General features: G+C 36.8%; 13 protein-coding genes. 7 read left to right on the top strand and 6 right to left on the bottom strand.

Annotated elements, in window-relative coordinates; translation table 11 throughout:
* The first annotated feature begins 1 nt into the window (after position 1).
* The 7 genes from ACZ2M0_RS03570 (at position 2) to ACZ2M0_RS03540 (ending at position 6,736) form a co-directional block, all read left to right on the top strand.
* Entirely contained in the window at positions 2-364 is a 363-nt protein-coding gene (locus ACZ2M0_RS03570; RefSeq protein ID WP_198212572.1) for a DUF2620 domain-containing protein, read from the top strand.
* Between the two features lie 55 nt (positions 365-419).
* Positions 420-1,715, top strand: coding sequence for a YhfT family protein (locus ACZ2M0_RS03565; RefSeq protein ID WP_223902380.1), 1,296 nt, complete (start codon positions 420-422; stop codon positions 1,713-1,715).
* Positions 1,716-1,724: 9 nt separating this feature from the next.
* On the top strand, positions 1,725-2,618 hold the full coding sequence (locus tag ACZ2M0_RS03560) for a phosphotriesterase family protein (RefSeq protein WP_490058551.1): 894 nt from the start codon (positions 1,725-1,727) through the stop codon (positions 2,616-2,618).
* Positions 2,611-3,708, top strand: coding sequence for an aminotransferase class V-fold PLP-dependent enzyme (locus ACZ2M0_RS03555; protein ID WP_490058550.1), 1,098 nt, complete (start codon positions 2,611-2,613; stop codon positions 3,706-3,708). The genes ACZ2M0_RS03560 and ACZ2M0_RS03555 overlap by 8 nt, the downstream gene beginning before the upstream one ends.
* Positions 3,708-4,874, top strand: a complete 1,167-nt coding sequence (locus tag ACZ2M0_RS03550; protein WP_490058549.1) for an alanine racemase — start codon at positions 3,708-3,710, stop codon at positions 4,872-4,874. Before ACZ2M0_RS03555 ends, ACZ2M0_RS03550 begins: the two co-directional genes overlap by 1 nt.
* Entirely contained in the window at positions 4,874-6,100 is a 1,227-nt protein-coding gene (locus tag ACZ2M0_RS03545; protein ID WP_490058548.1) for a phosphopentomutase, read from the top strand. Before ACZ2M0_RS03550 ends, ACZ2M0_RS03545 begins: the two co-directional genes overlap by 1 nt.
* A gap of 129 nt (positions 6,101-6,229) precedes the next feature.
* Positions 6,230-6,736 (top strand): O-acetyl-ADP-ribose deacetylase, encoded by a 507-nt coding sequence (locus ACZ2M0_RS03540; protein ID WP_490058547.1) that lies wholly within the window; start codon positions 6,230-6,232, stop codon positions 6,734-6,736.
* A gap of 170 nt (positions 6,737-6,906) precedes the next feature.
* Here the strand turns inward: ACZ2M0_RS03540 and ACZ2M0_RS03535 are convergent, their stop codons facing one another.
* The 6 genes from ACZ2M0_RS03535 to ACZ2M0_RS03510 all read right to left on the bottom strand — a co-directional run.
* Positions 6,907-8,523, bottom strand: a complete 1,617-nt coding sequence (locus ACZ2M0_RS03535; protein WP_490058546.1) for a glycoside hydrolase family 13 protein — start codon at positions 8,521-8,523, stop codon at positions 6,907-6,909.
* An 83-nt stretch (positions 8,524-8,606) separates the two neighbouring features.
* Positions 8,607-9,680 (bottom strand): P1 family peptidase, encoded by a 1,074-nt coding sequence (locus tag ACZ2M0_RS03530; RefSeq protein ID WP_490058545.1) that lies wholly within the window; start codon positions 9,678-9,680, stop codon positions 8,607-8,609.
* A 107-nt stretch (positions 9,681-9,787) separates the two neighbouring features.
* Positions 9,788-11,746, bottom strand: a complete 1,959-nt coding sequence (locus tag ACZ2M0_RS03525; RefSeq protein WP_490058544.1) for a MucBP domain-containing protein — start codon at positions 11,744-11,746, stop codon at positions 9,788-9,790.
* A 296-nt stretch (positions 11,747-12,042) separates the two neighbouring features.
* Positions 12,043-13,770: an SLAP domain-containing protein gene (locus ACZ2M0_RS03520; RefSeq protein WP_490058543.1), complete on the bottom strand. Its 1,728-nt coding sequence runs from the start codon at positions 13,768-13,770 to the stop codon at positions 12,043-12,045.
* 248 nt (positions 13,771-14,018) lie between these two features.
* Complete coding sequence (locus ACZ2M0_RS03515; protein WP_490058542.1) at positions 14,019-14,519, bottom strand: hypothetical protein; 501 nt, start codon at positions 14,517-14,519, stop codon at positions 14,019-14,021.
* 202 nt (positions 14,520-14,721) lie between these two features.
* Positions 14,722-15,534: MucBP domain-containing protein (locus ACZ2M0_RS03510; RefSeq protein ID WP_490058541.1), on the bottom strand; the 813-nt coding region annotated here is incomplete at its 5' end.

The raw sequence follows: 15,534 nt of genomic DNA, 5'->3' as shown, positions 1-15,534 counted from the left end.
TATGACTAAAATAGTAATTGGTGGTCAAATGGGCAAAGAAGAAATCAGACAAGACTTAGAAAAATTAACAAGCGATAAAAATGTCGAAATTACTGTGCAGAGTGACCTGGATGCTGCAATGGCAGTTCAAAATCATCAAGCTGATTTTTACATCGGTGCCTGTCAAACTGGTGCTGGAGGTGCATTAGCGATGGCTACCGCCTTACTTGGTTCAGGAAAAACCCTCACTGTTGCTACACCAACTAAGGTATTAAAAGCAGATGAAATTAAAAAAGGGGTAGAAAGTGGCAAAGTTGCTTTTGGCTTTACATTTAATGCTAAAGATACTGTATTGCCAGAAATTGTTAAGGCATTACCTTTATAGTGTTTTTAATATCAATATTCAATTTTTAGAATATTGAATATAAGGAGGAGATAAAATGTCAATGACTACAATTATAAATTATGTTCTAATAGCCCTGGTTGGGGGCGTTGGTTCAGTTTTGGCGAATAAAGGCATTGCTGTTTTCAATGATGGATTAAGACCAATTTATCCAGAGTATTTTGACCACAAAATTAATAGACGTGAATTAGCTCTAACATCTTTTGGGGTTAGTTTTGGCTTAATTATTGGATTTGGTATTCCAGTATCAATTGGTTCAACAATTTTACTTGCTCATAGTATTTTGCTGGCTTGTGATATTTTTGGCACTTGGACACCTGATAATAAATGGGGCGCTGCCATTGCTTTTGCTATTGGTTCAGTTTATGGCGCAGGATTGTTACTTGGCTTATCTTGGATAGTTAGATTATTCAAAATGTTGCCATTTAATTTTTTCGGAGCACTTTCTCTTTTAGGTAGTCCAATATTGCTTGCCTTTTGTGCATTTCCTGCAATTGCAGTTGCAGAGCAACATAATGTAAAAAAAGGTCTTATTACCTTTGTTTGGACCTTTGTAACTTACATTCTAATTAGTAAGTTTGGAATCTTTAACTTGGGTAATGGTATTACCATCACTTTGAACGCAACCGGTATGGCACTATTAGTGGCCATGATTTGTATGGTTTATTACGCAGCCAAAGTAAAGGGAACCAATAACTCAAACGAAAATTTGGTTAATGTCTTTTCTGCACGTATTGGAAGAATTAAGAAAAATTGGATTTGGCTTTCATTAATGGGGGGCTTGATCACTGCTGCTTCAAGTGAATTAATTCTTGCAGTTGATGTTCTTCCTCAGCAATTATTGATTAAAGGGCAAATTCAAGAAGCAGCAATGGCAACTTTTGCCAGAGCCATCGGATTCATTCCCTTAGTATTTTCAACCGCTATTGTAACTGGTGTTTATGGTATGGCTGGAACAACCTTAATTTTTGCAATCGGCTTGTTATTAAAAGGTCAACCGTTAGTTGCCTTTATCGCAGGTGCTGTCTGGATGTGGATTGAAGTCCAAGCCTTAGGTGCTACCGCTAAAGGAATGGATAAGTTCCCAGGTTTACGTGACATGGGTGACCATATTCGTACTTCTCTGATGGAAACCATTTCAACTTCGTTATTAATTGGGGCGGCCATTGCATGTAATAAGATGGCACCAAATCTAGGATTCTTCTGGGTCATTGGTACCTGGCTCTTAAATAAAAAAATGAAAAAGCCTCTAGTTGATATGGCCGTGGGACCAATAGCTACTATAGCTTTAGGACTTTTATTAAATATTTTAAGAATAGTGCATTTATTCTAAGGAGATTATATGACAGTTTTAAAACCAGGTATTACATATGCCCATGAACATATTCCTATAGATCGTTCAGAAGTGATTGAAGATGAGGATGCATTACTTGATTCCCAAGGGCTGGTAATTAAAGAATTGAAGGAGCTTTATAACAAAGGGGTAAGAAACATTGTTGAAGCTACCTGCCGCGGTATTGGAAGGAATGTAGTATATGCACAAAAAGTAGCTACAGAAACAGGAATTAATATTGTCCAAGCTACAGGCTGGTATCAATCTGCTTTTTTACCAATAGAAGTATATCAGTTATCAGTCACACAATTAGCCGAAATGATGATCAAAGACATTACAGTAGGAATTAAAAATACAGATATTAAAGCTGGAATCATAGGAGAAATTGCTACAACTAAAAATAGATGGACTGAACAAGAAGAAAAAGTATTTAATGCAGCAGTTATTGCTAGTAAAGAAACTCATACTCCAATTATGACACATACTTCAATGGGCACTTTAGGACGTGAGCAAGTTGAATTTTTTCAAAAAAACCATGCCAATTTAAGCAAGGTCATTATTGGACATGTAGATCTAACGGGTAATCCTAATTATGTCTTAGAAATGTTAAAGACAGGAATTAATGTAGAAATAGATACTATAGGTAAAAATAACTATATGTCTGATGCTAAAAGGGTAGACATAATTAAGGCAGCTCAAGACGCAGGCTTTACAGATCAAATTGTTATGTCAATGGACATAACTAGAAAATCTCATTTAAAAGCAAATGGCGGCATTGGTTATGCATATTTATTGGATAGTTTCATTCCTGAGCTAAAAGCTGGTGGTGTAACTGAGGAGTTTATTAATAAAATGCTGGTAGAAAACCCTCAAAGAATTTTTGGTGGTGATTGGAATGATTGATTTTACAACTTATCCGCTAGAAAGTATTACACCAGATGAAGCTTTAACAAAGCAGTGGCAATTAGTAGATGCAATTACTAATGTTTTTGCGGGTAATGAGATTATTACCAGAGGGGACTTGGGAGTTATTCCAGGGTTAAATGAACCCAAGTTTACTAAAAAGGCAGAGGAAGTAATCGCTAAGTTTTTTAATACTGAAGCCGCCATGCTGGTAAGAGGCTCAGGTACTGGTGCTATTAGAAACGCACTACATTCTGTTTTAAATGCGGGACAAACTTTATTAGTTCATGAAGCTCCAATTTATCCTACTACCCAAGTTTCTCTGACTATGATGGGTGTAAAAACAAAAGAAGTTGATTTCAATAAAATTGATACTGTTAAATTACCGGAAAATATTGCTGGCATATTAGTTCAATATACCAGACAAAAGCCTGATGATTCTTACGATATGGGTCATGTTCTAAAAGTCTTAAGGACACATTATAACCGCAATATTCCTATCATTACAGATGATAATTACGCTGTTATGAAGGTGCATAAAATTGGAACTGAACTAGGTGCAGATTTAAGTTGTTTTTCCACATTTAAGCTATTGGGTCCTGAAGGGATAGGATGTATAGTCGGTAAAAAAATGTACTTGGATAAGCTACGAAAGGAAAATTATTCGGGTGGTTCGCAGGTTCAAGGACATGAAGCTTTGGATGTTTTAAGGGGCATGGTATATGCACCTGTCGCTTTAGCTAATCAAGCTCGAGTTATTAATGAGTTAAAAGAGAGACTTAATAACAACGAGGTTCCAGGAGTCAAAAAAGCTTACGTTGCAAATGCACAATCAAAAGTTTTACTGGTGGAATTTGCTCATCCGATAGCAAAAGAAATTTTAAAAAATGTAGCTAAATTTGGTGGGGCACCTAATCCAGTTGGTGCAGAATCTAAATATGAAATTGTTCCTATGATATACAGAGTTTCAGGAACATTTAAAGCTTATGATCCTGAATTATTGGACAATACGATTCGAATAAATCCGTATAGAGCAGGTGCAGATACTATTATTAACATTTTGCAAAAATGTATAAAGGAGGTGAAATAATGTTTTTACCTTCACTAAAAAAATATAACCCTTGTCTAATTGATTATGCAGTTCAACTTCATCAAAGTGGTCGGATTTTACCAGACACTTATGTCATTGATTTGGAAGCAATTAAAAATAATACTAAAAAAATGGTTAAGGCAGCTCAAGAAAATAAGGTTGAATTGCTTTATATGACAAAGCAATTTGGTCGTAATCCAGTTATAGCCAAAACGGTTGAAGAAGCAGGAATACCACTAGCAGTTGTTGTTGATTTTAGGGAAGCAGAAACCTTTATGCATTATGGACTGCACCTCGGTAATGTGGGAAATTTGGTGCAAATGCCGAGAAGTTTGGTCAAAAAAGTCTTAGCTTATGGAACCAAATACGTGACGGTCTATTCGATGAGCAATTTAGTATATATCAATCAGATAGCTAAAGAATTAAAAGTAACCCAAAAAATCATCCTTAAAGTTATAGGAGACAATGACGAACTCTATCCGGGGCAAGTGGGAGGGTTAACTATTAGCGAGTTTAAGTCTAATTTCACCAAAATAGTTAGCTTTTCAAATGTTGAGTTGGTTGGTATAACCTGCTTTCCCGCACTTTTATTTAATGACTCTACTAATAAAATTGAACCTACTACTAATATTAAAACTATAGAAAAAGTCAGAAAAATATTTCGGGAAAATAATTATCCTTTACGGGTTGTGAGTTTACCTTCTGCGACATGCTGTGATTCAATTCCATTAATAAAAAAATTGGGCGGAAACGAAGGGGAGCCCGGTCATGGTTTATCAGGTACTACGCCACTGCATGCAAATTCAAAGCAACCGGAAATTCCGGCATACTGCTATGTTAGTGAAATTTCGCATAGTTTTAAGGGCCACAGCTATTTTTATGGCGGAGGATATTACAGAAGAGGGCATGCAAGCAATGCATTAGTATTTGTTGATAATCAGAAATATGAGAGTAAAGTTTTGCCTTTTGACAACGAAAGCATTGACTATTACTTGGAGCTTGAAGATTCTTATACAGAGGGAGCAACAGTTATTACTGATTTTAGGACGCAAATTTTTGTTACAAGAAGTGTTGTAGCAATTGTAGATGGCTTGCAATCAGGCAGGCCAAAATTATTAGGTTTATATGATAGTCAGGGCAAACATATGCCTAAGGAGATAATGTAATGAGTAAATTTGGTGTAATAGTTTTAGACGGCTTCGGTGTTGGTGCAATGGACGATGTACCTCAAGTCCGGCCTAATGATGTTGGTTCAAATACAGCTTTGAATATCATTAAAGCTGAGCCGAATATTGATATTCCCAATCTTGAAAGATTAGGTTTAATTAATGCAATTGGTGTTGAACGTGGCAGACATATTTTTTCACCGGACGCTAACTGGGGTACAGCTCTTCTTAAACATCATGGAGCTGATTCTTATTTAGGACACCAAGAAATAATGGGAACTAATCCGCCAATGCCTTTACTTCAACCCTTTAATGAAGTAATTGATCAGGTTGAAAAACAAGTAAGGGAAGACGGCTTTACTGTAAAAAGATACGGAGATCCAGGATTAGAAATTTTAGTTGTTAATAAATGTGCGACTGTTGCTGACAATTTAGAAGCAGATCCAGGACAAGTATATAATGTTACGGCTACTTTAGATAAAATGTCATTCGCAGAAATTACAAAATTAGGAGAATCCGTTAGAAAAGTAGTCAAAGTATCCAGAGTAATTGCTTTTGGTGGTAGTGATGTGACCATTGATAATATTCTTGATGCCCGACACATTAAAAAAGAAAAGTATGTTGGTATTTCTGCACCGGAATCAGGTGTATATAAGAAAAATTACCACGTTGTTCACTTAGGTTACGGTATTAATCCCAAGGTACAGTTAGCCAGTATTTTAATTCGTCATGGGATTGATGTTGCCTTAATTGGCAAAGCTTCTGATATAGTAAGAGGTGACACTGATAGACGATTTCCTGGTGTAGATAGTAACTACTTATTTGATAGATTTATAGATCAGGCAAAAGAAATAAGTAATGGATTAATTTTCATGAATATTCAGGAAACTGATTTAGCTGGCCACTCTGAGGATACAGATCATTATGCAAATATTTTGGAGATAGTTAATAGAAGATTGCCAGAAGCGGAACAGTATTTTACCGGAGATGATATTTTAATTGTCATGGCTGATCATGGTGATGATCCTACTATTGGCCATGCACAACATACTAGGGAAAAGGTTCCTTTATTAATATATAAGGAGAATGTTCATTATAAATATGTTGGTGAAAGAGAATCTCTTTCTGATGTTGGTGCAACTGGAGCTGAATTTTTCGGAGTAGAAATGCCACAGAATGGAACTAGCTTTCTCAACAGAATAACAGGTGGTGTGGATATTTCTTGATAATGCTATAACATATTTAAGGCTTTTACTATTTATATAAAAGAAAAATGCGGCTCACATGAGTCGCATTTTTTGTTTTGGCAAAAAAATAATTTGGGCTTAAAATGAAATAAAAAAGAGGCCAAGTTTATGAAAAATATCAAAATTATTCAAGGGGACATAACTAAATTAACGTTAGATGCAATTGTTAATGCTGCCAATAAGACATTGTTAGGTGGCCTGGGTGTTGATGGGGCAATCCACCGGGCAGCTGGACCGCAGCTGCTGGCTGAGTGCAAACAGCTTCATGGCTGTGAAACGGGCCAGGCTAAGATTACCAAGGGGTACAAGTTACCTGCTAAGTTCGTCATTCATACCGTGGGGCCAATTTATTCAGGGTCGGCAGAAGATAATGAGTTATTAAAAGACTGTTATGTAAACTCGTTAAATTTAGCTAGAGATCATAACCTGCATAGTATTGCTTTTCCGGCAATTTCTACAGGGGCTTACGGCTTTCCGGCTGCACCAGCTGCACATATTGCTTTTGCAGCCGTGCAAAATTGGCTCATTCAACATTCTGATTATCAAATGAAAGTTATTATGTGTGCCTTTGATGCCAAAACGGCAGAGTTATACCAAGCAGAAGTTAAAAAATAGGTTTGAGTAAAAATTAAAAAAGTTGCTATCAATTGCTTTTCGAAAATTAATCTTCCTGACATCAAACCATCCCTTTAATTGTTAAATCTTATTTTGATGATTCAGCCACAATAATACCCCTAAATTTAGAACAAATTTGGGGGTATTTTTCACGTAAATACGGTTGGTTCTTATTTTACGACCACAGCGAAGGCTTCATATGGCCTTAAGTTAATGTTATTAAGTGATTGCGGTGCATTATAATTACTGATTAAAACTTGGTCAATTTTATCAGGTGCAGAAAATCGTTCTTCATTGCCAGTCAAATTAGCAACGACTAACCAGCGCTTGCCAGCAAGTTCACGGTAATAAGCCAAAACGTTAGGACTGGCAGAAACAGGAGTGAAGCTGCCATTAACGATAATTTCGTTTTCATGACGCAATTTAATGAGTTTTTGATAGGTATAAAAAATTGATTGTGGGTCAGCTAAAGCCGTTTGAACGTTAATATCTTGATATTTGGGATTAAGCGCCAGCCAAGGCGTCCCGGTAGTAAAACCAGCAGCAAAAGACGCTGACCACTGCATGGGTCTGCGGGCATTGTCGCGCCCTTTAGCATTGATTGACCTGATAAGTTCGTCTTTGGTATAACCTTGCTTGATTCGCTCATTATACATATTGACACTTTCAAGGTCTTCAACTTCAGAGATATCCTTGACCGGACAGTTTGTCATGCCAATTTCTTCACCGTTATAAATATAAGGAGTACCCCGCATTAAATGTAAGGCAATGGCAAACATTTTGGCAGATTGTACCCTGTATTTATTATCATTGCCCCAACGAGAAATGACACGGGGAAGATCATGATTTTCCCAAAACAAACTATTCCAGCCATGATTATAATCAATTTGTGTTTGCCATTTAATCAAGACCTCTTTAAGATCGCTGGCCTTAAACAGTTTAAGATCCCATTTTGTCTTTCCCGGCTGCTTATCAATGTTTTGATCTTCAAACTGAAAAATCATAGAGAGCTCATGCCGGTCAGGATCAGAATATTTACGGGCACTATCGAGATCAGCACTCCAGGTCTCACCGACAGTGACTACATCGCGGTTAGCTAAAACAGCTTGGTTCATTTCCTGAATATAATGATGAAGCTGGGGACCATTTTCGCGAATTTTTCGATCCGGCTCTTTGCCAATTAGTTCGATCACGTCCATGCGAAAGCCGCCAATGCCTTTATCAAGCCAGAAGTTCATCATGTCATATATTTTGTGCCGTAATTTTGGATTTTGCCAGTTCAAATCTGGCTGTTGCGGGGCAAAAAAGTGGAGGTAATATTGATCGGTTTGAGCATCAAATTGCCAAGCAGAACCTGAAAAGTCAGATTTTAAATCGTTAGGTTCATGACCGGCAACAGGATCACGCCAGATGTAATAGTCTCGGTAAGGATTATTTTTACTTTTGCGTGCTTCAATAAACCACTCATGTTGATCAGAAGTATGATTAACGACTAAATCCATGATGATTCGAATGCCGCGTTTTTTAGCCTCACTAATCAACCTGTCCATGTCTTGCATGGTGCCATATTGCGGATCAATTGCTTCATAATCGGCAATATCATACCCATTATCGATGCCAGGAGATTTATAAATTGGTGAAAGCCAAATTGCATCTATTCCCAATTTTTGCAAATAATCCAAGTGACTAATAATGCCGGGCAGGTCACCGATACCGTCACCGTTACTGTCTTGGAAAGACTTGGGATAGATCTGATAAATTACTGCATTTTTCCACCATGGTGTCATCTTAATTCTCCTTTGCAATCGCTAACATTATCAGTTAATTATAACACTGCAAGATAGGATAAATTAATGTTACCGGTATCTGATTAAAGGCCTAAGTCCGCAATTAGCTGCATCGCTTCTTTATCATCGCCCAGTTGCAATAGGGCATCTTTTAAGCATAACATGGGCTTGCCGTCACGGTCGGGCGTTGTTTGGGCATGAGCCAAAGAACTGAGAATAGCTTCGTTAACTATATCAACTGTAATCCTAAAGTAGCGGTCAATTTTGTCATCAGTAATTGCCTGAATCATACTTAATTCGTGGTCAGGGAAATGACTTACACGGTTAGCAGTAGAAAAAGCCAGAGTAATCTCGCCACTACCGTTACCGCTAAATGAACCGCTGCGTGTGATACCAACACCGGAACGCTTGGCAATGCGTTTTAATTGTCTGGAGTTAAACGGAATGTCAGTAGCAATTATTGTGATAATGCTGCCTTTTTCCTTACTATCCTTGTTATCCACAAACTTTTTACCAATAGCATGGCCGTAAATGTTGAGATCGGTGCTAAGACCAAAATTGGACATGACTAGCGCGCCCATTGTAAAGGTCTTACCGTCAATCTCGACTTGTCTTGAAGCAGAACCAATGCCACCCTTAAGTTCATAGCAGCGCATACCTGTACCGCCACCAACGCCGCCTTCAGCGAAATCAATTGTGGCAGCGGCAAAAGCATCATTCACATCGTCTTCGGTGACGCCTAAATCGCGAATATGGTTAATCGAACTGTCATTGCACTCCATGATGATCGGATTAACGCTGACAGTTGAAAGGCCAATTTCTGGGTTTTCAGCCAGCATTCTTTTGACTAAAGCCATTGATGCGGTACCCACGCTGAGAGTATTGGTTAACACCAGAGGCGTTTCAATTGTACCCAGTTCGTTAATTTGAATTAGACCTGTACTTTTGCCAAAGCCGTTAATCACATGTGTAGCAGCCGGCATCTTTTCGCGAAAAATGTTGTCCGGGCAAGGGTTGATTACAGTGACACCAGTTCTGAGTCTATCAGTGATAACTGTTTTATGCCCGACAGTAACACCGGCAACATCTGTAATTAAATTTTTTGGTCCTGGCTTAGTATTGCTAAGCGCAAATAAAAGTGGTTTGTTAAGTCCCATTTTTACTCCTTTTTTTAAAAATTTTTCTTCTCTTATTAAAACGGTTCGTTTATTTTTATGCAAGACAAAAAATTCCATCAATTATGACGGAATTTTTGAATTTGCAATCATCCTTTTTTCTTTTTACTAAAGTAGCGGGGAAGCAGGCTGCAAATTACCGACAAAAAGCCTAACAGCAGCTCGATTATTTGTGAACGTTCATTAGTGCCCGTATGTGGCATCTCTTCATCATGGCTATTGTTGGTGATAAGTACTGGGTTTGCGAAGTCAGAATCACTGTCAGAGGATTTGAAAACAGTATAGTTTTCAGTAACACCATAAGTGTGTGACTTGTGTTTATTTGGGGATTTATTTGTTTGTGAAGTATCATTTTGGCTAGGATTATGACTGTTTGAATTTGTTGGATCTTTTTGATCATTTTTTTCAGGGATGATATCAGTTTGGGAGCCATTTCGAGCATAAATATAAGTTACGCTTTGCGGTGCAGTGCTGAAAAAACCGGTGGCATTTTCTGGTTTTACTTTTAAAGTATAGCCCGGGATCTCAACAGTACCAGTAGTATAGCCGTCACCCATATTGCCTTGTAATATCATTTCAGGTGCAATTTGATTGCCGTTTTCATCTTGATAAAAGACGGTAACATCTGCAGCTTTAATTGGTGTGGTGGTAGAGGTAGATTCGGGGTCAGCGGAATAAACAAATTTGACGTTCTGCGGCTGATCGGTGAAAACCCCAGTGGCATTATCTGGGATTTCCTTTACGATATAACCCGGAATTGTTTTTGCCGTCACATTATAATTAGCGCCAATTTTGCCCTTCAAACTAATATCGGGTGTAAGTGATCTTTTACTAGTATCCAAGTAAGAAACAGTAATAGGATTACCTGGTCGAATATAAGTGTCACCAAGAATGTCTTGAGCATGGGCAATTAACTCTTCAGACAAATATTTATTGTTTGCTTGTGGTGCATTTTCGCTTCCATTGCCAATATTGACCCAAGTTCCCGGAGTGTTAAGACGTGTATCATTAATATATGTACTTTTACCTAGTTTAAGGGTATTTAATTTAGCGAGTCCATCTAACATATAACCCTTATCAATATTGGGATCTATGACAAAACTCCTGAGATCAAGTTCTTTTAAGTTACTACAATTATTAAACATCCCATTCATATCAATTACGTTAGCAGTGTCGAATGATGATAAATCCAACTTGGTTAAGCTGGAACAGTCCATAAACGTCCCAATCATCCATTTAACTTGACGAGTATTAAACTTACTGAGATCTAAAGCAGTTAAGCTTGAACACCCACTGAACATGCGATTTATGTTGTCCACCTTGGCTATTGTGAAATTAGGTGAAAACTTAATGCACTGTAAATTTTCACAATCCTGAAACATGCTCTCTACCTGTCTAGTATTAGCAGTATTAAAATTTGATAAATCCAGACTAGCTAATTTACTGCAGCCCGCAAACATAAAAGACATATTAGTAACTTTGGGGGTCTGCAAATTGGCAATGCCAGCTATGCTGGTTAAATTTCGGCAATTTGCAAACATATACCGCATATCACTGGTAGCAGATGTATCAAGATTTTCTAAGCCAGTGATTTTAGTTAAATTAGTTAAATCCTTAAACATTTCAGAAGCTGAGCCAATCTTTAGTTGGCCGGTAAATTTAACTTCTTGGACATCATCACTATTAATGCCGTTAATGTGAGCTAAAGAATCCGGTTGACCTACACTGCCACTGGGGACGGTAATTACATGGTTACTATAGCTGACATCAAGGTTGCCCCATTTAAAATTAGCAGCATTTGGAGCAGTCGACTCTGCAATTTTTGGCTGAAGCTGTTTCTGAAAGTTGGGTTGCTCCTTACTCCTTAACTTAGGATTAGCATAATTGGTATTATTAGTTTGTTTATTCTTGATTTGTGCTGAAGAGGGCAGGGATGGATCTGCTTTAACTGTTATAGAGTTAACAGTTAGTGAACTTAAAATTGCTGTAACAACACTGAACAACATTGTTGCTACTTTGGTTCGCATAGGTTTCTTTTTCTGGCTCATTTTATTATTCATTCCTTGATTATAAAATAAACGTATACATGATTAATACTTTTTTAATATCTTATTTTCCTTATTATACAATTCATTAAACTTAATAACACTATTTATACATTTTGAGGTCATAGTTTGTGATTTTTGTAATTTATGAATGTATAAATATTTGCATGTTGGATAGAAATACTGAAAGAGAGTCAATATCTTAGATAAATTTATTATTTTAAGGCAAAAAAGAACCCAATTAGCATTTTTAACTGCTAGTTGAGTTCTTTTCATTTATAAAGTAAATCTCTTAATCTTTAAAAGTTAGCTTTCTTGACAAATTGATTCTTGCCTACGATGTAGTATAACTTATTGTGCATCTTAACAGCACCACCGTAAGTTCTAACTTTCTTGTTCTTCTTCAGAACATCACGACCATAGCGTTTAACTTTGTTATTGGCTTTCTTAGTGTAAATAAACGCATTATGCTTTAATTTACGGTTGATACCAGTAACATTATTAGCCTTAACGAAGCGGTTCTTGCCTAAAGCATAGAACTTCTTGCCGTTAATGGTCTTAGTACCATAAGTGGTAATAGTTTTACCAACAAAGTATTCACCTTTTACACGCTTGCCTTTTTGATTAAAGATATAAGCGTTGTGAGTAACTACTCTCTTGACACCTTTCTTGGCTTTCTTAGCTGGCTTCTTGTTGTCAGCAGCAGGCTTGGTTGTGTCTGGCTTGTTAGTATCCGTCTTATTAGTGTCTTGTTTGTCAGTTGTATTAGATGTGTTGTTACCTGGGTTGTTAGTAGTATTACCTGAAGTACTTGGTGTACTTGGGGTTGAAGGGGTGCTTGGAGTGCTTGGCGTTGAAGGTGTGTTTGGTGTAGTTGGAGCAGGCTTGGTGGTAGTGTATTCACCAGCATATTTAGTAGCATCATTTTTACCGTCAAATTTCTGCATAAGTTCTACTGAACTTAATCCTTTGTCCTTACTGTCCTTTAAGAACCAAGTAGTCTTAGTCTTTCCACTAGTTAGACTCTCTTCTACTGAACCAGGGAGTCCTGAATTGTTAATGACATTGCCTGCACCAAGTTTAATATCACTTAAGCTATCCATACCTGACAACATATCTTGATCAATGGTATTTGTTTGACGAGCTGGCTTTGTAGTACCTTTATTATCGTCGGTATTGTCAGTGTCAGAAACGTTATCTTTAATGGTTTCACTATTTTCAAGCATCTTAAAATTACTAATGTCTAGGGATGTCAAAGCCTTATCACCCTTAAACATTTCCCACATCTTAGTAACTTTTTCGGTGTTGAAATTTTTCAAGCCATCAATTTTAGTTAAACTTGAATCATTACTAAACATATAAGACATGTCTTCTACTGATTCTGTGTTAAGCTTGGATACATCTAAAGTACTTAGTGCTTCATCATCAAAGAACATACCCATCATGTCAGTTACACTACGAGTGTCAAAGTTTGACAGGTCTAATGAAGTTAATTTAGGATCACTAGCAAACATTTGTTTCATGTTAGTGACGTCTTTTGTATTGAGGTTCTTTAATCCCTCAATTTTCTCTAAATTTGGCAAACCAGCAAATAAGGAACTAGCATCGCCTTTAAAAGTAACGGGACCGGCAAATTCAATGGTTTGAATTTCATCTGTATCAACACCATCAATGTTCCAAGCTATTTGGGCAGGATTGATAGGATGATCCTCACCAGCTGTGTAATCATTGTCAATTGTACCGGCTTTAATAGTTAAAGTCTTAGTCTTTTCATCATAACTGCAATTGTCTTTAGTCCATTTTGAAGGCAACAGCATGTTTGAATCATCTTCGCCAATGTTATCACTAGAATTAACTGGTGGTGTTGTCGGCTTTGTGTCAGCTGGCTTAGAAGTTTGCTCTTCCTTTGATTCGGCGGCAGCCTTAGCTGCAACTGGATTTGTAGCCAAGACACTTAAGGCAGCAACTGCCATACTAGTAAATAATATTTTTTTACCTTTATGATAAAAATTATTGTGCTTACTCATTATTTGTCCTCCCTTTTTTCATCTTAATTTCATAATTTCACAGTTAAGTATACACACATATCTCTTATAAATCAATAATTTTATAAGTAATTTCGTATATATAAAAAATTTTTACATCATACGAGTAAATAAAACTTGACTCATATTCATAAAATTTGCTTACTTACGGAAAAATAGATGTAACTAAATCTAAACTAATATTTTTACGGTTAAACCAAGTTCCAATTGAACTGATAAATATGGCTAAGTTACCGAAAAGTAAGGCAACCAGCGAACATATATGACATGTCAGTTACGTTAGTTGTGTCAAGCTGGTCGAGATTTTCAATTGATACTAAATTATTAAGCTCACTAAATAGCTCAAGTGCCGAACCATTAATTGTTAATTTACCATCTAGTTTGATTTTCGTAATGTGGCTTGTATCAAAACTTTTAATGTTACCAGCTATTCTTTTGGGATTTGTAACAGTACCACTGTGAATTGTTAAAACATGGTTATTGTAACTAACTTCCAACTTGTTCCATTCATTTTTAATTGTGGAATTGTCGATTTCAGAATTAGGTTTATTATTCAGATAATCGGCAGAAACTGCGTCATTGTTTGTTTTGGCAGGAGCTAAAGTGGAATTAGATTTAGGATTAACAGCTTTCTTAGTCAAAGTGCTGTTAGTTACCTGGTTTTTCGGTAATTTATCCGCTTGAACGACTTGCGAATTGATACAAAACAGTCCCAATGTTACGACTGCCATACTGCTATATAATGTTTTTTGTTTATTAATAAATTTTCCTATACTACTAATATAAAAATGTTCATAAATAGTATATTAGGATAGTAATTATGGGTAAAATAAACATTTTTTAATATAATAATAAGTTAATGTTTACATAAAAAATACTTCGAAAAGCGATATATACTTCACGAAGCATTTTTGCAATTAGTATTGATTTTAGTTATTCTTTCTTTTTCCGATTAAACCAAGCACCTGCTGTACTGCTAATAGTTGCCATAAAACCAAGTAACAAAGCAGCCAATTGTGAATGTTCATCAGATCCAGTTTGTGGTATTTTTTCATCCTTTTTTGCATTATTATTGTTTGCTACCTTGGTAGGAGTTTGACTATTATGGCTGTCAGTATTAATTAAATTACCGGAACTATCATTATTTTTACCACTATTATTACGCTTATGATTTCCGGTTTCTGTTACCTTATTGGACTTTCCGGTTTTATCAGTTTTATTAGTTTTATCCTTACCCGTATCACCGTCATTAGTTTGGGGACTATCCTGATTGTCTTTGGCATATACGTAAATTACGTTTTGTGGATAAGCACTAAAGAAGCCTGTGGCATTATCTGGTCTAGTTTTTAAAGTATAGCCTACAACAGGCTTGGAACCAGTTGTATAGCCATCGCCAACGTAACCATTTAAAACTATGCTTTCAGCTAAAGTATTACCGAATTCGTCTTGATATTTTACAGTAACTGGTGCAGCTTTTTGGCGATAGTTTGGAGTAACTGTATCTTTGAGGTTATCTGGTTCAGGCTTTTTGTCTTTTTCGTAAATGTAAATTACCTTTTGTTTCTCGGTCGTGAAAGTACCAGAGGCATTAGCCGGGGTTGTCTTGAGATGCCAGCCGCTAATCGTTTGCGGCTTTGATTCATAGGTGCTGCCGAAAGTGCCGGACAGGTGAACCGGCTCAGCCAGGTCTTTGCCGTTCTTGTCTTGGAAGAAGACGGTGACGTTGCTTTCTGCATCAGGCTCGTA

The sequence above is a fragment of the Lactobacillus sp. VURO6/B1 (VP7) genome (assembly GCF_058139575.1).
This window is presented reverse-complemented; position numbering and strand designations above follow the sequence as displayed.